Annotated in this window: 17 protein-coding genes and 1 pseudogene; 5 read left to right on the top strand and 13 right to left on the bottom strand. The window is 48.4% G+C overall.

Annotated elements, in window-relative coordinates:
* Nucleotides 1–424: 424 nt before the first annotated feature.
* The 9 genes and pseudogenes from SHEWANA3_RS03315 to SHEWANA3_RS03270 form a co-directional block, all read right to left on the bottom strand.
* Entirely contained in the window at nucleotides 425–1,186 is a 762-nt protein-coding gene (locus tag SHEWANA3_RS03315) for a hypothetical protein (RefSeq protein ID WP_011715812.1), read from the bottom strand.
* A 90-nt stretch (nucleotides 1,187–1,276) separates the two neighbouring features.
* Nucleotides 1,277–2,767 carry an SIR2 family protein gene (locus SHEWANA3_RS03310; RefSeq protein WP_011715811.1) on the bottom strand — a complete coding sequence of 497 codons (1,491 nt, stop codon included), beginning with the start codon at nucleotides 2,765–2,767 and terminating at the stop codon, nucleotides 1,277–1,279.
* A gap of 69 nt (nucleotides 2,768–2,836) precedes the next feature.
* The gene (locus SHEWANA3_RS03305; protein ID WP_244096595.1) at nucleotides 2,837–3,151 is read right to left on the bottom strand and encodes a hypothetical protein; all 315 of its coding nucleotides are present in this window, start codon (nucleotides 3,149–3,151) and stop codon (nucleotides 2,837–2,839) included.
* Between the two features lie 821 nt (nucleotides 3,152–3,972).
* The gene (locus SHEWANA3_RS03295; RefSeq protein WP_011715810.1) at nucleotides 3,973–4,410 is read right to left on the bottom strand and encodes a hypothetical protein; all 438 of its coding nucleotides are present in this window, start codon (nucleotides 4,408–4,410) and stop codon (nucleotides 3,973–3,975) included.
* 170 nt (nucleotides 4,411–4,580) lie between these two features.
* The gene (locus SHEWANA3_RS03290) at nucleotides 4,581–4,859 is read right to left on the bottom strand and encodes a peptidylprolyl isomerase (protein ID WP_011627235.1); all 279 of its coding nucleotides are present in this window, start codon (nucleotides 4,857–4,859) and stop codon (nucleotides 4,581–4,583) included.
* A gap of 77 nt (nucleotides 4,860–4,936) precedes the next feature.
* A complete protein-coding gene (gene mrcB / locus SHEWANA3_RS03285; RefSeq protein ID WP_011715809.1) occupies nucleotides 4,937–7,231 on the bottom strand; it encodes a penicillin-binding protein 1B in 2,295 nt (764 codons plus the stop codon).
* A gap of 77 nt (nucleotides 7,232–7,308) precedes the next feature.
* The gene (gene hrpB / locus SHEWANA3_RS03280) at nucleotides 7,309–9,816 is read right to left on the bottom strand and encodes an ATP-dependent helicase HrpB (RefSeq protein WP_011715808.1); all 2,508 of its coding nucleotides are present in this window, start codon (nucleotides 9,814–9,816) and stop codon (nucleotides 7,309–7,311) included.
* A 384-nt stretch (nucleotides 9,817–10,200) separates the two neighbouring features.
* Nucleotides 10,201–10,545, bottom strand: a pseudogene (locus tag SHEWANA3_RS23945) (TonB-dependent copper receptor); the annotation flags it as partial.
* A 205-nt stretch (nucleotides 10,546–10,750) separates the two neighbouring features.
* The gene (locus SHEWANA3_RS03270) at nucleotides 10,751–12,937 is read right to left on the bottom strand and encodes an EAL domain-containing protein (protein ID WP_011715806.1); all 2,187 of its coding nucleotides are present in this window, start codon (nucleotides 12,935–12,937) and stop codon (nucleotides 10,751–10,753) included.
* A gap of 170 nt (nucleotides 12,938–13,107) precedes the next feature.
* On the opposite strand from SHEWANA3_RS03270, the gene thpR reads away from it, so the two are divergent.
* Entirely contained in the window at nucleotides 13,108–13,680 is a 573-nt protein-coding gene (thpR, locus tag SHEWANA3_RS03265; RefSeq protein ID WP_011715805.1) for an RNA 2',3'-cyclic phosphodiesterase, read from the top strand.
* Between the two features lie 120 nt (nucleotides 13,681–13,800).
* On the opposite strand, the gene SHEWANA3_RS03260 is transcribed toward thpR, so the two are convergent.
* The gene (locus SHEWANA3_RS03260) at nucleotides 13,801–14,580 is read right to left on the bottom strand and encodes a tetratricopeptide repeat protein (RefSeq protein WP_011715804.1); all 780 of its coding nucleotides are present in this window, start codon (nucleotides 14,578–14,580) and stop codon (nucleotides 13,801–13,803) included.
* A gap of 422 nt (nucleotides 14,581–15,002) precedes the next feature.
* Between SHEWANA3_RS03260 and crp the strand changes: the two genes are divergently transcribed.
* The 4 genes from crp (at nucleotide 15,003) to SHEWANA3_RS03240 (ending at nucleotide 18,048) form a co-directional block, all read left to right on the top strand.
* Nucleotides 15,003–15,638, top strand: a complete 636-nt coding sequence (gene crp, locus SHEWANA3_RS03255) for a cAMP-activated global transcriptional regulator CRP (protein WP_011070954.1) — start codon at nucleotides 15,003–15,005, stop codon at nucleotides 15,636–15,638.
* 82 nt (nucleotides 15,639–15,720) lie between these two features.
* Nucleotides 15,721–16,068, top strand: coding sequence for a hypothetical protein (locus tag SHEWANA3_RS03250; RefSeq protein ID WP_011621417.1), 348 nt, complete (start codon nucleotides 15,721–15,723; stop codon nucleotides 16,066–16,068).
* Complete coding sequence (locus tag SHEWANA3_RS03245) at nucleotides 16,049–16,723, top strand: response regulator transcription factor (protein WP_011715803.1); 675 nt, start codon at nucleotides 16,049–16,051, stop codon at nucleotides 16,721–16,723. The genes SHEWANA3_RS03250 and SHEWANA3_RS03245 overlap by 20 nt, the downstream gene beginning before the upstream one ends.
* Nucleotides 16,720–18,048, top strand: a complete 1,329-nt coding sequence (locus SHEWANA3_RS03240; RefSeq protein WP_011715802.1) for an ATP-binding protein — start codon at nucleotides 16,720–16,722, stop codon at nucleotides 18,046–18,048. The genes SHEWANA3_RS03245 and SHEWANA3_RS03240 overlap by 4 nt, the downstream gene beginning before the upstream one ends.
* A gap of 139 nt (nucleotides 18,049–18,187) precedes the next feature.
* Here the strand turns inward: SHEWANA3_RS03240 and SHEWANA3_RS03235 are convergent, their stop codons facing one another.
* From SHEWANA3_RS03235 to astA, 3 genes are all read right to left on the bottom strand, one after another.
* Entirely contained in the window at nucleotides 18,188–18,991 is an 804-nt protein-coding gene (locus SHEWANA3_RS03235; protein WP_011715801.1) for a DUF1338 domain-containing protein, read from the bottom strand.
* 164 nt (nucleotides 18,992–19,155) lie between these two features.
* Complete coding sequence (gene astD, locus SHEWANA3_RS03230; RefSeq protein ID WP_011715800.1) at nucleotides 19,156–20,619, bottom strand: succinylglutamate-semialdehyde dehydrogenase; 1,464 nt, start codon at nucleotides 20,617–20,619, stop codon at nucleotides 19,156–19,158.
* 9 nt (nucleotides 20,620–20,628) lie between these two features.
* Nucleotides 20,629–21,648, bottom strand: a complete 1,020-nt coding sequence (gene astA, locus SHEWANA3_RS03225; RefSeq protein WP_011621412.1) for an arginine N-succinyltransferase — start codon at nucleotides 21,646–21,648, stop codon at nucleotides 20,629–20,631.
* Nucleotides 21,649–21,680: the final 32 nt, after the last annotated feature.

Here is a 21,680-nt window from a genome sequence, read left to right as displayed (position 1 = left end):
GCTACGATAGCATGGCTGCCAGAAGCAGCCTTGAGGTGGACTGTCGTCTCGCTAATCACCATGGTTCTCCTGTTTGGCATCGATGTCGCCTGTTTGTTTTGAAGGAACATTAGTAACTCGTTTGTGGACAGAAGAGTGTTAAATATTGAAAGACTTATATCATTGCTTAGTTATTGAATGCAGACCTTATTAACGGCGATCCATGGTATTTGCTCAACGACACGCAGCAAGTCCTTCCTTGGATGCTCGACCGCCCCGTCCATGGGGCGGACGGTCGTCTCGCTAATCACCATGGCTCACCTGTTTAGCATTAGCGTAGTCTGTAAGTTTTAAAGAAATACGAAGCATGCTTTGGGACAAAAGCGTGATAGCTCCTTTGCTCTAACTTTTCAGTTTCGGATTAAAATTTCTATGGAGATAACGCTCAGCTAACAGGCGCAGCGCTTTTTGCTGCGTCCTCGTTGAGCTGTTTGTTAAGAGCTGGTTCGTTGTACCTTACCAATTTAAAGTCTTCGGATTTTGAAATACAGATACTATTATCCTTTGAGGATAGGCTAAATAGCCTACTGCCTAACACACCAATGTACCGAAATTTCTCTTTCTCGGTGGATGAGCAGTAACCACTGCTAACCACATAGTAACCTGGCGCATCATGGTCCATTGCCACCTCACCATTTGAATACCCTTTACTGAATGATGCAGTAGGCAAGAAACAAAATATCGAAACAACAAAAACCCTTAAGTTTACAGGTATGCTTAGTAAATACTTATTGCTGAAGATAATGTATAAAAACAGGATTAGAGATACTAATGGATAAAGACCCCTTAAGCGCATGTACCCTGTCTCGGTTATTGCGGTATATGCCGAGCTACCTAAGCCTAGAAGAATCATTGAAACGCAGTAAAACTTAAAGAAATAGGTGAAACCTTTAAAGAAACCACCAGCTTCCATGTACTCATCATGTTGTTTTTTTGACATTGAGTTAACCCCATCCATTGCAGAGTAAGCCGCAAGGATACCTATGGCTGGGAGAGCTGGATAAACAGAAGCTTTCACTATCTCAGTTAGAGCTACGTAGGAAAGTATATTGATGTCGTACTTAATCCAAAATCCCCAGAGATAAGAAATCCCTGAGAATAAAGCCAGTCCATAGACAACTAATGTGAGGTTGATTTTTGTGCTCATAGTTTCCTATTAACGCGGGCTCTTAACGTTTGGTTAAGGGGCGGGCTTTAGCCCGTCCCAGCGAGCGGAGCGAGTGATTTGAACCATTTGTTAGATGCCTTTCCCAATGCTGTGGAGTATCTTAGGTATCTCATCATAAGATTCATACCAAATTACATTAACGCCCAATTCACGCATTACTTCTTCATTGAGACTATGGTGTCTATCCAGAAATCTTTTTGAAACTCCAGTCGGCGCACGAACAACATTTTTCCCATCATCTTTAGTGAACTTTTCCAAGCTCACTCGTGGTAGGAATGCAAAATGTTTAGGTCGATCAGTTGACTTTGCTGCGATTTCGAGAAGCCTTCTTAGGTTAGGATCGGTCAATGACAGCCCCACCATTAGGCAAGTTGTTTCCTTTAGACTTGCTAGTTGGACTAAGTTGGACCAGTGGTAGGCTTCACTATATATTTGGTGGTAACCTTCTTCAGAAAAAACAAGCGTTGTTCGATCAAGGTTGGAGTAGTTGGTGCGGTTTTCTGGAAGAAATCCATGTACATGATAGATAGGTAATTCTTCAGGTGCTGCCAGCTCAACTTCTTCAAAAATGCTTCTTATTGAGAGATTCCTAGCTTCTAACTCTCGCTCCATAAGATCGTCAAAGTTGTATGTTATTACAGATCTAACCTTGGCTCCTGTCCGGGTCGGGGTGCAAAGGCTTGCGATCTCTTTAATTAGTGGCGAACTGAGTGAGTATTGTTTGTTTCGTAATGAATAGAGTCGAGTCGTAACTGCTTGTATAAATTCTTTTTGCTCTTTCTCAGAGCCTGCGGAAAGCCCTTTCCTTATATATCTCGCCAGCATTAAAGCCGAAGGGCCATCAATTTGTCTTAGGCGCTTGACGATGCTTGCAACATGTTCGTTATCATGTGATTTGTCACTAAGATCTTCGTCAGTGAGCATGGATACGAAGAGGGAGTTCAGAAGTGTGTCCCAGTCGGGCAAGCCTGCGCTGCTTGAAACACCTGCACCGAGGACAAGCGAGAATCTTCCTGAGCGGTAGCTTTCACTTACTTCCAAAACAACTTGATCCCTCTTTTCTTTCCAGTCTTCTGGGTTGCGGGATACAGCCATTTGTAATCTAAGTGAAAAGAGTTTGCTAGCGAGCTTGTCAGCCGCCTGACTGTGTTTTTCGATAAGTTGCTCAAGTTCACTTTCGCCCCAAATAATTAGGCGACCTGCTGCTTTCTGTGTTAAGTGCTTGACATAATCGCTTTCCTTCGCCAATTGACGCAGTGCAACAATTAAAATGCCTTCCTCTTCACTCCGTCGGTAATTGAAGTGAGTTTTAAGAATCGACTCAAGCTTCTTAGGAGTAAGCGTTCGTGTAACTTCAATTGACAATGGGTGTTGTATTTGGCCAAAGCCTTTTGGGGCATAGGCATCCATTGGCGAATGGGGCGAACTCTGATCGGTAAAGACGACCTGACCATTACTTTCAGCCTCAACCTTCAATAGCTGAAGAACGAATGCCTCCAGCAAAAAATAGCCCTGTGAGCCATAGTCTGCTAATCGCTCTTCTAGGGAAGCAAGGTTCATCTAATTTTCTCCGAGAAGCATCTAACGTTCAAAGCAAGCGCGCGGCACGCGTCGCTTTGCCTTTGTTTGTTAAGTGTTTTTGTATAACCTTGACCATGAATTCCAGTCGTCCTCATTCCGTAAGTACACTAACAAAGATAGATGCTCCATTTCTTCAGGATACGGAACGGCTAACATTTCTTCCTTATAACTCCGATGATTCTTGGAGTAATTTGAGAACAGATTAGTCAGTACAACGCTCGCAACTTCTTTAGCATCATCGCTTGGTTTTCCATCAAAAATAAAGCGTGCGACCAAATCTTCACCATCAGGAGATAGCTCGAAAGAGACTGCCCTAAACGATGGTGCCACCTCACCAAGCAGCGCACTTTGGGCGTATAGCATTAACTTTATTTCGTGCACTGTTCGCATAGACACTTAACATTTTATTCGTGCGCATGCGCGTTTACCTCGTTGGACCAGTGAAAACGCGCACGGTTAACTATCTGTATGCAAAGAACTTATCAGCTTTCTGCCAAATACACCATCTGGAAAAACGCGCATGCGCGTTTTCCAAACCTATTAACTAAAATTCAGTTACTATATTCACCTGATTTTATAGCGTTTTATTTATTGCGGATGGAATTAGTGCGCACTGATTTTGCCTCAAAATCATACCAAAACACCTAAATTTAAATACGACTGTATACCCATACATTGTTAGCCGATTTCTGGTAAGGCCAAATATAGGCAAATAGATAAGAATATATATGGCAGCAGGTGTGGGAGTTTTCGGTTGAGCTAGAAAGCCGAAACAAGGAATGGGGCGTTAGCTTTTTTGCCAAATGGACAGTGCAATGGCCGTCAAAATTGCCATTGTTGCAACAGTGACCGTTGGCGACATGGCCGCTCTTTCACATCCATGTGAACGCGGCATTTACACTTCCATGTGTAGCAGATGTCGCCGTCGAGCCTATAGGGACACTTTTTGTTAAATAGAGGGGCGGCGTGTCACTGGGGAAACAATGGCAATTCATCCTAAACACTTGACGACAAACTTATCTCGCTTTGGGGTAAAAACGCGTTAGTTTTTACTCTAAGTCGTTGGCTTTAGCTTTAGACTTTTATGGATAACATCCACACTTAGGGGTAAGAATATGAGCCGTATTCGCCAAGCGGCCCCATATTTTGTCCCTGCGTTCGAAGGGAGCGACTAGATCAGATTGTTAGCTTTTCGCTGGTCCCAAATAATCAAACAAGCGGTTCCTTTGCTCTTTATTTAACGCGTAGTAACTAAACTCTATATGTTCGCCGTTAGCCTCTAATAGCTGTATTTGCTTTGGATACTGCGAGGTAACTTTATAGCCACAATATGAAGCTTTATCTATCTTCTGGACTTCTTCATAGGTCGAAACAAGAATTTTCTGGTCGTCTATTGTGATTGAAAATGAATCAATTTTTGAATTCCCAGTGTTGAAGATAAGTAACCATACGGGAATGAGAATATTCAAAGCTAGAAAAACAATAAACATCAGCAAAAAAGTATATTGGTCACTTTTTGAACCAACGATGGTGAGTAATCCTAATTGTGGGAGGAGAAATGTCAACGCAGTCTTATAGAGCCTGTCGAGAATGCTCTGCAAATTTGTTTGTTTTAAATCCATTTATACATACCAGAAGCTAACGTCTTATTAGTGCGTATGCGCGTTTATCCAGTCAGAACACAGGATACGCGCACTGTGAACTATTTTTTGAAAATAAGCGTTTAGATTGGTGTTGAGATGCAGCTTAATGCGTCGATAAGTAGCTTATTGACTCAATCAACGCAACCTGATTAAGTGCGATACAACACCTTCACTACATGCCAACCAAACTTGGTTTTAACGAGATGTGGCACTAATAGCTCACCGGAAAAGGCGACTTTATCGAACTGCGGCACCATTTGCCCACGCTTGAATTCACCGAGATCGCCGCCCTTTTTCGCCGACGGACATGAGGAATAGCGCTTGGCTAACGCGCCAAAATTCGCGCCTTTATTCAATTGCTTAATAATATCTTCCGCCTGCTCTTTGTGTTTAACAAGGATATGCACTGCGGCTGCGGTTTTATACATCTGGTACTCTCTTTTTAAAAGACAGCGGTGCCATTTTGCTGCACCGCTGTTATCGCTTTACCTATCAAGAATAAGTATTACTGACCTAAAATCTTCTGCCACCACTGCAACGGCTCACCGCAGTTTTTCGCAGGATTATAGGTACCTCTAAGGGCTGGCAATGCCTCGGTATTGCGGCATCCCGCCTCCTTAGCTTCACCGGTATCACGGTCAAAGTAACCTTGGATCACGCCCGTTGGCGGAATCGAGCGTAGCCCAATCGGTGGACGCTCCTTCAAGAAGGCTTGATACACCGCCATGGCGCCACTGCTACCGTAGAGGCTGGTCTTGCCGTTATCGTCGCGTCCGACCCAAATCGCCGCGACGTTACGCTCGTCAAAACCGGCGAACCAAGAGTCGCGGCTATCGTTACTGGTACCGGTTTTACCCGCCAGAGCAACGCCTGGGAAGGCATTACCTAAACGTGTTGCAGTCCCCGAGCGCACCACTTGCTGCATGGCATATTGCACCAAGAAATCAGTATCCGGCGTAATAGCTTGCTCCTTCGGTGAGCGGGTCACAGGTAACGGCTGATTGTGACTGTCCAGCACCGCCGTCACTGTGGTGAGTTTGCGATAGGCACCATAATCGGCCAGCGTCTGATAAACCTGTGCTACCATTAAGGGCGAGCCATTCACGGCGCCCAGTAGCATAGACGGATATTCGTTAAGCGGCTCTTGCCAGCCCGACTTAGCCAAGGTGGTTGCCACCGCATCCACCCCCACGGCAATCCCGAGGTTCACCGTAGGTACGTTCATCGACTTTTTCAGCGCCGTTAATAACGAGACTTGTCCACTAAACTTCTTATCAAAGTTCTGCGGTGACCAGGTTTTGCCCTGCTCATTCTTTAGGGTAATCGGCTGATCTTTAAGTGGCGAAGCCAAGGTAAACTGGCTATTCGGTGCCAAAGCGGTGGCGTACACAAATGGTTTGATGAGCGAGCCTATGGGTCTGCGGATCTCAACCGCGCGGTTATAGCCATCAAAGCCAGGCGTCTTATCACCCACCATAGCTGCGATACCGCCAGTGTATTTGTCCGTCACGACCATACCAATCTGCAACGACTTATTGCCTTTATCTAAGCTCTTAAAGGTTTGAGTCACGGCGATTTCGGCGGCTTCCTGCGCCATTGGATCGAGTGTGGTGTAAATCTTCACCCCAGATTGCTTTAATAACGCATCGCCATAACGCTCGTTAAGCTCTTGTTTAACCAAGGCATAGAACGCAGGTAATTTTTGATGCACTGGTTTATTGGGATTACGCAAGCCTAGTGGCGACTCTACCGCAACCTTGTATTGCGCAGTGCTCAGCTCACCCGACTCCATCAAGAGACGCAGTACTAAATCGCGACGCTCTTGGCTGCGCTCAGGATAACGCCATGGGTTGTAATAGGAAGGCCCCTTAATCGCCGCCACTAAAAACGCTTGCTGCGCCGTGGTTAGCTCGCCGATGGGTCGACCAAAATAGAACTGTGAAGCCAGCCCCATACCATGCACGGCGCGGGATTTATCTTGCCCCATATACACTTCGTTGAGGTAGGCCTCGAGGATTTCTTCCTTGCTGTAACGAAAATCGATAATCACCGCCATTAAAGCTTCGCGAATTTTACGCAGCAAAGAGCGCTCGCTCGAGAGGAAGAAGTTTTTCGCCAACTGCTGGGTCAGTGTCGAGCCGCCCTGTACGGTACGACCCGCACTGATATTCACAAAAGCGGCACGCAGAATCGCGAAGGGATTAACCCCGTGATGTTCGTAAAAACTGCGGTCTTCCACCAGCAGCAAGGCTTTTACAATCGCCTTAGGCATTTCTTCTGTGGGAACAAACAATCTGTCTTCGCCGTCACCCGCAATAATGCGGTCGAGCAAGACGGGTTCTAAATGGAATACCGCCAACTGGCGCTTATCTGACATACGTGCAATCGAGCTGATCCCATCGCTGTCGAAGCTAATCATCACTCGCTGCTCGGCCTGATCGCCCTCAGGATGTAAGAAGGGACGACGCCATAATTCGATTTTGGTGCTGGATGCAGAGAACTCACCCACCTCACGGGGATTGGCGACTTTGCGATAACCTAAGAGTTTGAGTTCGGCCATTAACTGTGGATGACTCACGGCAGCGCCGGGATATAAGGCCATCGAGCGGCTAAATACCTGCGCGGGTAAGTGCCATTTTTGCCCCTCAAACTTGCGGGCAATAATTTGATCGAGGTAAATACTGTAGAAGGTCACAACGGCTAGGCCGATTAAGGCTAGTTTCCAAGTGAGCGACCAAATTTGCCCAAACAGGCCACGGCTGCGCTTCGCTTTCGCTTTTTTTGTCGTCTTAGTTGTCATATCTACTTCATCATTTATGCGTTAACGGCATCAGTCACAGGCACAACACAAGGTTGTAAATCAAAGCAGTCTAAAGGCTATGACTGAGATAAACCTAAGGTTTTCTTCTTGGTAAATTTTGTGGGCTGCGTATTGGCAGGGTCGTCCGGCCACAGGTGTTTAGGATAACGCCCACGCATTTCTTTTTTCACTTCCACATAGGGCCCTTGCCAAAAACTGGCGAGATCCGCTGTTAGAGCCAAGGGGCGCTGCGCCGGTGACAGCAATTCCATCGTCACCTTAAGCTTACCTTGAGCCAGTAGCGGGCTGTCTGCCATGCCAAAGGTTTCCTGCAAACGTACCCGCAGCAAGGCTCGCCCCGAGGCATCGTACAATATCGGCGCGAAGGTGCCCGTGGCTAACGGCCATGAGGTGGGCAGCAGCGCATCGAGTGCCTGTTGCTGTGACCAAGTTAATTGGTTTACCAGCAAACTAAAGCAATCGAGTTTTTGTAATTGCGGCAGATTATTCACATTTTCAAGGTAGGGCGCCAGCCATGTTTCAAGGTTTGCCAGCAGCGCGGTGTCGCTCATATCCGGCCAATCGGCATTCGGATCTAAATCGCGCGCTAACTGTAATCGAGCCTGAAACTGCGCTAAGTTATCGTGCCAATTGAGGATTTGTAACCCCTGCTGGCGAATGTAACTCAGTAATGCCGCCACAATTTGGCCGCGATTCGGATTAGCAATAGCCTCTGATTTCAGTAAAATCTGCCCGACTTTGGTTTGGCGCTCGGCCACAGCGCGGCCTTTAGCTTCATCCCAGCCGCATTGGTCATAACGCTCCACCAACTCGGCCAACTCCTCATCGAACAGACTTGGCAATAATGGACTGGCGAGATAAATCCGCCCGGCATTCTTGCCTTCGGTTTCTTGATAATCTGCCACCACCAACCAAGGCGTTTGCGCTAAGGCATCTTCGGCGCTAAGCACCACGCCCGTTCCATTGGCCAATTGATACCCCTCAACGCCACGGGATTTGGCAATCCGGTCAGGATAAGCCAGCGCCAACAGCAAACCGGCATCCTGATGATGGGCATGGGAGGCGATGGCCACTAAATCGGCCTGAGTAAATTGCTTATCTAGCGCCAGCTTTTTAAGCCATTGTTTGGCTTGCTGCCCCGCACTGCCTTGGGTGGCAAAGTGCAAATAATTCATGATATCGGCGCCTTTGCGTGGCAATCCCCGCGCCTCTAAAATCCCCGCCAGTAAACAGGCTAAGGCCGCCAGTTGATGTTCATCGCGAGATTTAGCCACCAATAACATATGTGCGAGGCGCGGATGACACCCCAGCTCATAGGCCGCTTTGCCATGCGCAGTCAGCTTGTTGTGTTCATCGACCATGCCTAAACGCTGAAGCAGTTGCCAAGCTAATGCCTCATTTACCGTGGGCGGTGCAGTCAATAACAGTAAGTCGCTGAAGGATTTCGCGCCCCAGTAGGCACAGTCATGGGCCATGGCGACTAAGTCGGCTTGGCTAATTTCGGGTTCATCGGCCTTGAGCAGACGCTGATGCTCCTCTTGGCCCCATAAACGGATACACTCGCCCGCCGCCAAACGCCCCGCACGGCCAGCACGCTGGGTTGCCGAGGCTTGGCTGATGCGCTTAAGGCTTAAACGTGTCACCCCAGTTTTAGGATTAAAACTGGCTTGGCGTTTATAACCGCTGTCGATAACAAGGCCAATGCCCTCGATGGTCAAGCTCGACTCGGCCACGTTGGTGGAGAGCACAATTTTGCGCCTGCTGCTGTCGGCCTTTATCGCCCTGTCCTGTTCCTGCGCCGATAGCTCGCCATAGAGTGGGCACACCGCCACGTGACTGCTATCGAGGCGCTCTTCTAGATACTGCGCCACTCGGAGGATTTCGGCTTTACCGGGCAAAAACACTAAAATATCCTGTGGCCCCTTATCGCCTACGGATATCGCGGCATCGAGCACAACGCGGCTCAGATGATCGAGCCAATGCTGCTGCCCAGCAACGGGACGATATCGAATGTCGACCGGGAAACTGCGCCCTTCACTCTGTAGCAGGGCGGCATCGGGCATCAACTCGGCCAATGTCAGGCCAGATAAGGTTGCCGACATGGCGAGGATTTTTAAGTCATCCCGCAGCGAGCTTTGCACTTCGAGCGCCAAGGCTAAACCGAGATCTGTGGTCAAATGCCGCTCGTGGATCTCGTCGAAAATGATCATCTCGATGCCTGTTAATTCAGGATCTTGCTGGATCATGCGAGTTAAAATCCCTTCGGTGACAATCTCAAGTCGAGTTTCACCACTGACCTTTGACTCGCCGCGCACGCGATAACCTACCTCTTGCCCTACCGCCTGCTGCCGACAACTGGCAATAAATTGCGCCACGCTACGGGCAGCCACACGCCTGGGTTCCAGCATTAAAATCCGCCCAGAAATCTCAGGCCAATCCAGCATGGCTAAGGGCAATGCGGTCGATTTACCCGCACCCGTTGGCGCTTCGAGGATCACTTGCGCATGTTTCGCAAAGGCATCGCGCAGGGATGGCAATAAGGAATGAATGGGTAGATTGTTCAATGCAACAGTATCAACAGGGAAAAATGATGGGGAAGTTTAACATAGGCCTTAGGCAGTGTCCCTCCCGCGGCCTTAGCTTTGATACGTCGCAGTTTGGCATTGGCTTGCCTTAAAAATAACATCGCCCCGACAGCAAGACTCTCGGGGCGCCAATAGTACAAATAAGCCGAGTTAGAACTGATAGGTCAACTTAGCCCAGAGATTACGGCCCGGCTCGTTGACCCTAAACATGGCCTCACTGCCAGGCAGATCGTTCCCCGTACCCGCCTTACTCACATGCTCGGCATAGGCGGTATCAAACAGGTTTTCGACACCCAAAATTAAGGATAAATCCTTGTTATATGACCAAGAAGCATTGAGTGCCAAGGTACCAAAACCACTGCTCGCGCCATACACATGCTGACCATCATCGACTATGTTTAAGCGCGAGCCGCCCAGCCCCCGAAACATGGGATCGCCACCGGAGCCGCCCTTGCGGGTGATGTTAAATCCGGGGATAGAACGTAAAAATCCCGAGCCATCATAGGCAGGCAATGGCAAACGGTTCTGTTTAGGATCGCTCACTAGATGAACAGGCTGACGCATCACATCGCCAGATACCCGCAGATAATCATTACATTTTTTATCTTCACCACAATCGCTCGCCTCAGAAGACCAGCCTAATTGAGGTACAGCGGTGCCCAGCACACCCGCTAAAATAACGGCTAATTTGATAGGTTGATACTGCACGATATTCCCCTACATATTGTTTTTAATGATTTTTGTGGGGGTATTGTTGTTACTGGATAGGGAAGCGCAATCAAAACTCGGCTGGGCGCGACAATCTGTCGCAGCCCAAATGGCGAGGGATCACAATTAGATAAATAGTGGTAAATGAGTCGCTTAGCCGTTAAGAATTGCAGATTTGCGAAAACTCAGCGCAAGATAACCTAAGTTAGCGTAGCCAAGGTTCGGCCAAGCCAGAGGTTAAGGTCAGTAACGGCATAGGCTTGTTGATGGCATAACCTTGGGCATAATCCACGCCTAGGCTTTTTAACTTAGTGGCAATTTCGGTGGATTCAACAAACTCCGCCACCACATCGAAGCCCATATCTTGTCCTAACTGACAAATGGCTTTGATGATGGCTTGGTCAGCCTCGTCTTCGCAGAGATTAATCACAAACTGGCCGTCGATTTTGACATAATCCACGTTCAAGCGTTTAAGGTAGGCAAAGCTTGAAAATCCCGCGCCAAAATCATCCAACGCGAGTTGGCAGTTTAATGGCCTCAGCACTTCAATCAATTTAGTGGCCTGATCTAATTGGCTCACCGCGGCGGTTTCGGTGATCTCAATGCAGAGCTTATCCACCAGCTCAGGTTCAGTCATCAGGCGCATTTCGAGCCAATTCATAAACTCGCTGTCACCTAACGAGGTCGCCGACAGATTGACCGAGACCAACTCCAGCTGTTGCCAAATATCCAAATGGCTACTGCCCCACTTCAGCAGATTATCGATCACCCACAGGTCGACCTTAGCCGCCAAGTTATAACGCTCCGCCGCAGGGAGAAAGATCGCCGGCGAAACAATAGTGCCATTGGCCTGCACCATCCGCAGTAGCACCTCTAAATGCAGGCCGGATTCTTCGCGACTTAACGGGGCAATGCTTTGGAAATACAGCTCAAATTGATTTAGCGCGAGAGCGCTGACGATATCGACCGAGGCCATCATCTCGGTATAGAGGCGGGTCATTTTAGGATCTTTGGCACTGTACAAGTGCCAGCCATTGCGGCCCTTATCCTTGGCGAGACGACAGGCCGCATCAGCATGGCTCATCACGGTATAAATATCAGAGGCCGACCTATCGAACTTAGCTATCCCCATACTGACGCTGACATTGTGGCAGCGGTTTTCCCAGATAAATTCGTGAGTTGCTAACTGAGTACAAATCCGCTTAGCGATATGCTGCGCCGAATCCACATTGCAATAATGCATTAAAATCCCAAACTCATCGCCGCCCAAACGCGCGACAATATCGCCCTTACGCACCAATTGCTTGAGACGTAATGCAAGCTGGCACAGTAATTTATCACCGGCCTGATGGCCGCTCACATTGTTGATCACCTGAAACTGATCGACATCGATAAAGGCAACGCAGGTGGGCATCTCATCTTTGGTTTGCAGCAGATTTTCGAGTAAGGCCTCAAAATGCAACCGATTCGGTAAGCCAGTCAAAGCATCATAATTGGCATGGAAGGACAGCTCATCGGCGAGGCGATATTTTTCACTAACATCCTCGGCAATCATCACTAGGGTGTCTTTATTGCCGTGAATTTGGCTAAAGCTCAGCCTCAGCCAATCCAACTGCAGGTTAGATTTTAAGGGTAACTCACACCAGGCTTGCCCCAATACGCCTTCGCGCACCATGTGCAGCGTGTCGGTGAGCATGGCATGCTCCTCTTCGCGCACCATGCTAAATAAATCGTATCCATGCTGCACCGGCAGGGTTTGCAACGCGACTTTGTTCAGCATGGTCAGTTGATTCTGTTTATCGAGCAGGGCGCAGGCTAAAGGCAATTGATTAAAAACTTCGCGATATTTGTGCTCACTGGCCAACATATCGTGGGCAATACGGGTCAGTTCCATCGCCGAGCCAATCATCACGGCGGCATGTTGAAACTCCCGAATAAACTCCGCACTCCATTCACAGCATTCCGAGCAATTGACTGCGCCAAGGGCGATACGGGTTTCGCCAAACACCACTGGCGGTAACACCAATAGGCTTTTAACGTTCCAATCACGAAGTAACGCCCGCTCCGCTTGAGCCTCTGCGGGCAAGGTATCGACATCGGGAAGATTCAGCAGTGTGGGGGTTCTCACTAAGGAGCGAAAAAACGGCATACGCGCAAGCGGCCAGACCCGTGCCTGTTGGCCCTGGCTAAATTGCGGTTTTAAGTACAGATTACGGGTACGCAGATGGTCTAGGGCTAAACTGCCCGTCAGCACAAATACGCCATCACAATGCAACTGCAGCGTGATGGCCTCTAGGGCTTGATCAACATTTTGCTCTAGGGTTTCTAGCGGCGTTTCGCTAAAAATCGTCACTAATGCCTGTTGGAGTGGATTTGCTAAACCATCTGACATGAAAAGGGATTTCCTTACCTACAATTCCATTTAAGGTATTATTTCTACGCTGACCTCGGATAAACTCAAGTCATCGAAGTCCATCATGGGGACTACCGCAGAAATGTCTGTATTACCAAACAAAAGCATAGCTTAAGTTTGGCATTTGAGCAGCTGATGGAGATAAACAGGTGTTACAACGACTCTTCCTTGGGTTTGCCCCCACAAGCATACAGCGGCAACAACTGCTGCAATTGCAGCAAAGCTTGGCGCCACATTTAGCGCCACATGCTAAACCCGTCATCCAAAGCAATTTACACTTAACCCTCGCGTTTTTAGGACTCGCCAATCCGACTCAAGTGGCGCAGTTACTCGACGGTGTCGATAAGCTGGCTAAACCGAAATTCAGTGTCACGCTGGATAACATCGCCGTGTGGCCTAAGGCGCAGATCTGTTGTTTAAAGGGCGATAGCATTAGTCCTGAGTTAGCCCTCTTAGCATCTCAGGCACAGGATTTAGCCCAACAGTTACAATTGCACCTGAGTGAGCATCCGTTTCGGCCCCATATCAGCTTGTTTAGAAAGGCAAAGCCGTCAGGCATCTTGGCGAGTGAGCGAACGCTTAAGGAGTTGGTCCAGCAGAACGTCATCCAAGCTTCGATGCTTGAACTCACGCTCGCACCCGAGGAGCTGCACTTATATCTTTCCGCCAGTGGCAGACGCTGTGTGGAATATCAAATCTTACATTCTTGGCCGCTCGCATAAGCCCAATCCGCTAACGCGAATAAACGATGCACTAGAAGTAATCAGTAAAAATAATCCTTAAAAAACAATCAGCCCGAGCATGGCTCGGGCTGATAACAAGACAAGCAACCACAGACGAGGTTAATCGAGTAAACGCAAGGTCTCACGGTAAGCGCGCTTTTGCTCATAGCTGTGCAGGCGCTGCTGAAACTCGTCAGTCTTAGTGGCTTCGGCCGTCATCTTTAAGGCAGCTATCGCTTTTTGCTGGGTCGATACCGCGGCGCCAAAATCACCGACTTCGGCATAGGCGGCCGCCAAGTTATCGAGGTTGGTGGGATCGTTCTCGTTCACTTTCAGCAGCTGCAAGGATAATTCGAGCGCTTTATTACCATCGCGATATTCGGCTTCGGGGCAAGTCGCTAAAATCCACGCCACATTGCCAAGGGCAACATCATCCCCCACGCGGGTAAATTGCTCCACGGCTTTACCACAGTTACGCGCAATGCCATCGCCACCCGAGGCATAAATAAAGCCTAAACGGAACTGCGCCCAGCGATTACCACGCTCGCCCATATCCTTATACCAACGTTCGGCCACGGCTAAGTCACGCTTTACTAGCTGCCCCTCAAAGGAGAGATCCGCTAAGGTTTGCTGCGCCTTTTCGTGTTGCTGCTCGGCGGCAAGGGTCATCCAATGCAATCCGGTCGGCACTTCTTGCTGTACATAACGTCCAGAGAGAAACATCAGCCCCAGTAAAAATTGTGCGTCGGCATCGCCCTGCTCGGCCTGCACTTGAATGTGCACAAATTTACTTGCCGCAACTTCATTGGCTGGCTGTGGAATAGAAAATGCGTGCGCGGCAGCACTCATCCCTAGGGATAAAGTGAATCCGGCGCCTAAAACCCATTGTCTGTATTTCACCTGGTAACCTCTTTACGAAAAACAACCGCGCCCTCAAGTTAGCCTGAATTATTCCCATAAGTCGAGCCTAAATCGGCGTAATCGAACCTATATTAAATAGAAATAACCCTTAAGGGGCAGCAATTATCCCATTCCTTTGATTCATTAGTCGCAATTGAGGTTATTTTCTTCGCAAAAAACCTTAAAAGCCTTTATAAGATGTGATTAACTCTACAGAGTTAAGTGAATCCAGTGAGTTTGGCACCGATTTAGTTGACTAATATCACTAAAGTAGCAAAATAAGCTCTAATTTTAGGTGGTTAATTGCATTTATTCACTCATTCTAAACTAAGAGGTGTATCAAGTTTTTATGAGTGTAATTGACGTAAAATGCTTATTTAGAATATTCTTACTTTCGTTTTAATCAATCGAGGAACATCGACATGGCTCTGATTGGTAAGCCAAAACCAGACCCAACTTTGGAATGGTTTTTATCACACTGTCACATTCACAAGTATCCCGCTAAAAGCACCTTGATCCATGCTGGTGAAGACTCAGATACCCTTTATTACATCGTAAAAGGTTCTGTAGCGGTATTGATTAAAGATGAAGAAGGTAAGGAGATGATCCTTTCTTATCTTAATCAAGGCGACTTTATCGGTGAGTTAGGATTGTTCGAAGAACAAGCTGAACGTACTGCTTGGGTTCGTGCGAAACAAGCATGTGAAATTGCTGAAATCTCTTACAAGAAGTTCAAGCAATTAATTCAAGTTAACCCCGAAATTCTGATGAAGCTATCGGCTCAAATGGCATACCGCCTACAAAGCACTAGCCAGAAAGTGGGTAATTTAGCGTTCCTCGATGTGGCTGGCCGTATTGCCCAGACATTGTTGCACTTAGCTAAACAACCCGATGCCATGACTCACCCAGACGGCATGCAAATTAAGATCACTCGCCAAGAAATTGGTCAGATCGTCGGTTGCTCCCGCGAAACTGTCGGTCGTATCTTAAAGATGCTTGAAGAGCAAAATTTGATCCAAGCACACGGTAAAACCATCGTGGTATATGGTACCCGTTAAGATAGACTTCAGCTTGATTTAAGCCTGTTTCATTAAAGTGGCCTAGCATAAAATCTAGGCCATTTTTTATTGGGGAGCATAAATGAAACGGCTGTTTTTTATCTGTTTTTTCAGTCTGTTTACGCTGGTGCATCCAACAATAATTCACGCCGAACCGATTGAATTAGAACATTATCAAGCCAAGGCTTTAGTCAATTCCGGGCAAATTTTATCCCTCAATGGCACCCTTGCCGTGGTGAATCAATTTTGCCAAGGCGAACTAATTGACGCCCATCTCTATCAAGAAGATCATAAATGGCGCTATGATTTACAAATCAAAGTGCAACGCGGCCAAATAGTGAATCTGAGTATTGATGCCACCAATGGTCAACTCGAACACTCCACCGCACTACCGAGCGAATGTCGAAAACATGAAACTGCTACTCGTTGAAGATAATCCGATGTTGGTCTCCGAACTGGAGAAACAACTCAAACAGGCTGGCTACGTTACCGATATTACTGACAAAGCACTTGAAGCCGATTACCTCGTTAAAGAAACCCAATATGACTGCGTGATCTTAGATATTGGCCTCCCCGACGGCAATGGACTGGAATTACTCGAAGGTTGGCGTAATCAAGGCATTAGCACACCGGTTATTATGCTGACGGCTCGCAGCCAATGGCATGAAAAGGTCGAAGGCTTTAATGCCGGCGCCGATGATTATTTGGGTAAACCCTTCCATGCACAGGAATTACTCGCGCGTATCCAGGCGCTTATTCACCGCGCGCACGGCCGATTAAATAATCCGAGTAAACAGTTGAGCTATGGCGGTGTCACCTTAGACGAGGCCGAGCAGACAGTAAGCGTTGGTGAGCATTTATATGAGTTGACCGCCATGGAGTTCAGGCTGTTAAAAATCTTCCTCATGTCGCCTAAGAAGCTGTTATCTAAGGCACAACTGACGGACAAGCTCTATCAGTTTGACGATGAGAAAGAGAGTAACGTGGTTGAAGTTTACGTGACTCACCTGCGTAAAAAACTCGGCAAAACCGCGATTGAAACCCGCCGCGGCCAAGGTTATATCTTCCACGGCCTGACTGCATGATCTCCATTCGCACTAAGCTCAGTTTATGGTTAACGGGCTTATTAGTGTTAGGCACAGTGATTGGACTCATATTGTTTGAGTCCATGCTGCGCCAAGCGTTTCACGACTCCATTATCAACCGCTTAGAAGAAGATCTTGAGCACATCATGTTGGCGACCCATATCAACAATGGGGAGATCCATATCGATCAGAGCCAACTGTCGAGCTTCTATCGCCCGGCCTATTCGGGGCGTTATTTCCAGCTCAACCTGCCTAATGAAGTGATCCGCTCCCGCTCCCTGTGGGACATGCAGCTCGATATCGAACCTTTAGCGCCAAACCAGACCCGCGTCTGGCAGGCAAAAGGGCCGAAAAACAATGATATGCAGCTATTATCCCTAGGGCTAAACTCCAGCAGCGCCAATGTCACCGCAACCCTAACGGTAGCGCAGGATTTGAGTATCGGCCGACGCGTGTTTAGTGAGGTCTATGGCACTAAGCTTGGGATTAACCTCGCCATGTTGGTGGCTATGATCGCGGGGATATTCTTGATCCTGCGTCAATCCTTTAAACCGGTAAAACAGATCCAACATGCACTCTCCCGTCTACAGGAGGGCGAGATTAACGCCTTAGAGCTGAATAACATTCCGCCCGAAGTGCAACCGCTGGCTAAGACCTACAATGAGTTATTGGAATACACCGCCAAGCAAATTGAGCGCAGTCGCAATAACTTAGGCAACTTAAGCCATGGGCTAAAAACCCCATTGGCGGTGATGCAGCAACAGGTTGAAGCCTTGGGGCTGAAAGATCCCGATACCGCCATGGCGCTGCAACAACAGCTCGACGCTATCCATAAAATGGTCGAGCGTAAACTTGCGGCGGCGCGGATCACCGGCGATATGTTACCTGCCGCCCAGTTAGTGGTACCGAGGGATCTTCACAGCCTCGCCAATACCCTCAACAAAGTGCATAGAAGCAAAAGCATCGACTGCGACTTTGAGCTTGACCCTAGTATCCAGCGCCTGCCCATCCATAGGGAAGATGGTATGGAGCTCTTAGGGAATCTGCTCGATAACGCCTTTAAATGGGCGGGCAGCCAAGTCACGGTAAAACTGTGGAAGGAACAAAACAAGCTCTGCCTCAGTATAGATGATGATGGTCCAGGGGTTGCCGATGACGAACTCGATAAACTCACCCAAAGAGGCACGCGCCTCGATGAATCAGTTATGGGCCATGGCCTAGGGTTATCGATAGTGAAAGAAATTGCCGAGCAATATGGCATTGAGCTTAAGTTTAAGCACAGCAGCCACTTATCAGGCCTCAGTATTGAACTGGTCTTTAGCTAACGAGTGCTTAGCTAAGAGTGCTTAGCGAACAAGTATTGAGCTAACTATTTGCTCTGAGTGTTGCTCTAGTGCCACCAATAAAAACGCCATCTATCGATGGCGTTTTTGTTTAAGATGACTCAACAACTACCTTAATTCATTAGCCCTTTTTCGCGTTGGTGCTCTCAAAAATCTTATCGGCTGATGCAGCCACGAACCCAGTGTACAGCTCGCCATTCGCCTTGGGATAACGCAGGGCAAATTCATAGAAGCAGCTTGGGATCTCAACCGTTGCATCGCTAAATGCCACTGCGATTTTATCAGCCATGGTCGATGATTGTTCCAATAACACCTCTGGCGAACCTTTGATCTCGCCACCTGCACTATTCAGCACAAAGCCCGCTTGCTTAAGCGCATCATTCACAGACTCTAATGTCTCGAAGCCCTCGAGGTGATTGATAGAGACAGTGAAATGGTTCGCACGATAGCCAAAGGCCGCTACCCAAGCCGCATATTCGCTCTCTTCGAGCAGCGTCTCATAGGTCTTAGCATCCAGTGACCAATGGCGACCCGAATAGATAAAGTTATCTGCTTTAGTCGCCTCTTCATCCACTTGAGCAATCAAACCTTGGATAGTGCTTTGCAATGATGGGCTAAACTCTTCCACCAATAACTCAGAAATAAACACCTTTGGCTGAGTCGCATCTGGGTGCTCAAAATGCTTAGCCACCAGTTTTTTCTGTTCAAACTTATAATCACCACAAGCCACATAACCTAAAGAGGTAAAGTGTTCGGCCAATACGGCTAAATTCACCTTAGCGATGTTAAAAGTACGCAGGGCGATATGGTCGTTGATAATTGGCTTGCCGTGTCCGAGTAGCTCGTGCACCTTGGCCGCAGATGGGGTCATTTGAATATAGTCTTGCCAGAGAGCGGCAAATAACGCATTGATATCTGTGTGCATAAAAACTCCTTTTATTGTGCTGCGACTATAGTGCGTATTGTTTTGCCGCTCGCACTCAATGTAACGACCCTAGCCACTTGCTGCACAACGGCGCTCAGTAGCAGCCCAAGTAACGTTACTGCTTGTGATGAAAAAGGAAGAACCTAGGTTCTTCCTCAATGATGTCACTCTAAACTTAACCCTGGGCTTAGGCTTGCGGGTAAACTCACCGCATCCGCCTCAACGGAGGCAACGGGATAAGCACAGTAGTCGGCGGCATAAAATGCACTTGCCCTGTGATTACCCGAAGCCCCTACGCCGCCAAAAGGCGCTGCGCCAGAAGCTCCGGTGATCTGCTTGTTCCAATTCACAATACCAGCACGAATGCGGGCGAGGAAATACTCATAATCATCACGGCTATCGGCCAAGATACCCGCGGATAAACCATAACGGGTTTGGTTAGCCAGCTTAATCGCTTGGTCAAAATCGCTGTAGCGTACTAATTGCAGCAGTGGTCCGAAGTATTCCTCATCGGGTAACTCGCCCACCGCAGTCACATCGATAAGTCCGGGTGAGACTAAGCCCGTTCCCGCTTGCAGGTGGGAGAGTTCAACCAGTGACACGCCGCCTAAGTTCTGCAGGTTAGCCTGCGCTGCGACCATGCCTTTCGCCGCGGCTTCGGAAATCATTGAACCCATAAATGGCTGTGGCTGCGCGTTCCAAGGACCGACTTTAATCTGCTTCACCGCTTCAACTAGCTTGGCGACTAAGGCATCGCCCTGCTCACCTTGCTCAACATAGAGCCTACGTGCACAGGTACAACGCTGGCCAGATGAAATATAGGCCGATTGCAGAATATCGTGCACAGCCGCTTTAATATCGGCGACGCCTTTAATAATCAGCGGGTTATTACCGCCCATTTCTAAGGCGAGGATCTTACCCGGATGACCCGCATATTGCTGGTGCAACAGATGACCAGTGCGAGAACTACCGGTAAAGAACAGGCCGTCGAGTTGTGGGTGCGACGCCAGCGCCTTACCCGTGTCGACTTCACCTTGCACTAAGTTGATAACACCCGCAGGCAGACCCGCCTTTTCCCACAGAGAGACCATCAACTCGGCCACTTTAGGCGTCAATTCAGAGGGCTTAAACACCACGGTATTGCCCGCGAGCAGCGCTGGCACTATATGACCATTGGGTAAATGCCCTGGGAAATTGTAAGGCCCAAACACAGCAACCACACCGTGAGGCTTATGGCGCAGTACCGCGCGCCCTGCTGGCGTATCATTGGCCTCTGTGCCAGTACGCTTGTTATAAGCCGTTGCCGACAGGCCAATCTTACCAATCATGGCAGCGACTTCTGTCGCCGTTTCCCATTGAGGTTTACCGGTTTCCTGAGCGATCGTTTCGGCTAATTCAGCTTTGTTCGCTTCGAGTTGGCTGCGATAGGCTTCGACTATCTTTAAACGCCCATCAAAACCTAACATAAACCAATCGAACTGAGCTTCACGGGCGGCATCGACGGCGGCGTTGACTTGCTCAGCCGTCGCCGTTTGGCCGCGCCAAATGATTTCGCTATTTGCTGGGTTGCTAGAGGTCACATCATGACCCTTGCCAGCTTGCCACTGGCCTTTAATAAAATGTGTCATTTGCTATTCCTACATTGCCAAAATACGGATTTGATCGCCTTTTGCGAGTAACAAACCCTCGGCGAGTTCTGGACTAATTACCACCTGCTCAGTTTTGTCATCGACAGCAAGACAAGCGGAGGTCGCACGGTAATTGGCTAATTGAGTGTTAGAGACAATAAATTGCTTATCGGATTCAGGCATTTCACCAATATCTACGGTCAGCAGACGGCTCTCTCGCACGGCGCGGATATCCGTGAGACGGCACTCCACCGTTGGACCCCCATCGAAAATATCCACATAACCACGGCATCTAAAGCCTTCCGCCTGCAACAGACTCAAGGCAGGGCGCGTATTGGTGTGCACTTCGCCAATTACTTTTTGCGCTTCTTCGGGCAGCAAGCAAACATACACTGGGTTGCGGGGCATCATCTCCGCCATAAAGGCTTTTTTGCCAAGACCCGACAGGTAATCTGCCTGAATAAAATCAATGCCTAAGAAGTTTTTCTGCAACCAGCAGTAGAAGGGAGAATTGCCATCGGAATCGCTCACGCCACGCATTTCGGCAATCACTGTCTCACCAAAGCGTTTAGCGTGCTGCGCCAAAAACAGAAAACGGCTGCGGGACAACATCCGGCCATTGTTCCCTTTGCGATAACCTTCACGCAAAAACAGGGTACAAAGCTCGGCGGCGCCAGTGTAATCGTGGCACAGGGTTAAGGTTTCCACCTCGTTGCGAACTTCGATTTGCTCAGAATGATAGACCTCGGTCCCGAGGCGGTAGTGGTAGAAGGCATCTTCCATACCCACGGCGGCTTCAATGGCACAGGTACCGACCACTTCGCGGGTCGCGGTATCCTCGAGCACCATCAAATAGCCTTCATCGAAGGGCTTATCAATCACCTTAACGAATGAGGCTTCTGCACGGGCAATTTTATGCCTAAGCAAATCGGCATTGACTGGCAATGAGGTAAAGCCATGGCCAGATTCTTCGGCGATTTGATATAGAGATTCAAAATCGCCTGCCTGAATAGGACGTATGATTAACATCTTAGTGTCTCCTCACTTAAGCTTGCTGTGCA

It is taken from the genome of Shewanella sp. ANA-3, assembly GCF_000203935.1.
Taxonomy (GTDB): Bacteria; Pseudomonadota; Gammaproteobacteria; order Enterobacterales; family Shewanellaceae; genus Shewanella.
This window is presented reverse-complemented; position numbering and strand designations above follow the sequence as displayed.

Excerpts from the sequence above, each read along its gene's own strand:
- SHEWANA3_RS03250 (WP_011621417.1), top strand. The coding sequence starts at position 15,721 with ATGAAACGGCTGTTTTTTATCTGTTTTTTCAGTCTGTTTACGCTGGTG.
- astD (WP_011715800.1), bottom strand. The coding sequence starts at position 20,619 with ATGACACATTTTATTAAAGGCCAGTGGCAAGCTGGCAAGGGTCATGAT.
- mrcB (WP_011715809.1), bottom strand. The coding sequence starts at position 7,231 with ATGACAACTAAGACGACAAAAAAAGCGAAAGCGAAGCGCAGCCGTGGC.
- SHEWANA3_RS03240 (WP_011715802.1), top strand. The coding sequence starts at position 16,720 with ATGATCTCCATTCGCACTAAGCTCAGTTTATGGTTAACGGGCTTATTA.
- crp (WP_011070954.1), top strand. The coding sequence starts at position 15,003 with ATGGCTCTGATTGGTAAGCCAAAACCAGACCCAACTTTGGAATGGTTT.
- SHEWANA3_RS03245 (WP_011715803.1), top strand. The coding sequence starts at position 16,049 with ATGAAACTGCTACTCGTTGAAGATAATCCGATGTTGGTCTCCGAACTG.
- SHEWANA3_RS03315 (WP_011715812.1), bottom strand. The coding sequence starts at position 1,186 with ATGAGCACAAAAATCAACCTCACATTAGTTGTCTATGGACTGGCTTTA.
- SHEWANA3_RS03305 (WP_244096595.1), bottom strand. The coding sequence starts at position 3,151 with ATGCTATACGCCCAAAGTGCGCTGCTTGGTGAGGTGGCACCATCGTTT.
- SHEWANA3_RS03290 (WP_011627235.1), bottom strand. The coding sequence starts at position 4,859 with ATGTATAAAACCGCAGCCGCAGTGCATATCCTTGTTAAACACAAAGAG.
- astA (WP_011621412.1), bottom strand. The coding sequence starts at position 21,648 with ATGTTAATCATACGTCCTATTCAGGCAGGCGATTTTGAATCTCTATAT.
- SHEWANA3_RS03235 (WP_011715801.1), bottom strand. The coding sequence starts at position 18,991 with ATGCACACAGATATCAATGCGTTATTTGCCGCTCTCTGGCAAGACTAT.
- SHEWANA3_RS03295 (WP_011715810.1), bottom strand. The coding sequence starts at position 4,410 with ATGGATTTAAAACAAACAAATTTGCAGAGCATTCTCGACAGGCTCTAT.
- SHEWANA3_RS03270 (WP_011715806.1), bottom strand. The coding sequence starts at position 12,937 with ATGTCAGATGGTTTAGCAAATCCACTCCAACAGGCATTAGTGACGATT.
- SHEWANA3_RS03310 (WP_011715811.1), bottom strand. The coding sequence starts at position 2,767 with ATGAACCTTGCTTCCCTAGAAGAGCGATTAGCAGACTATGGCTCACAG.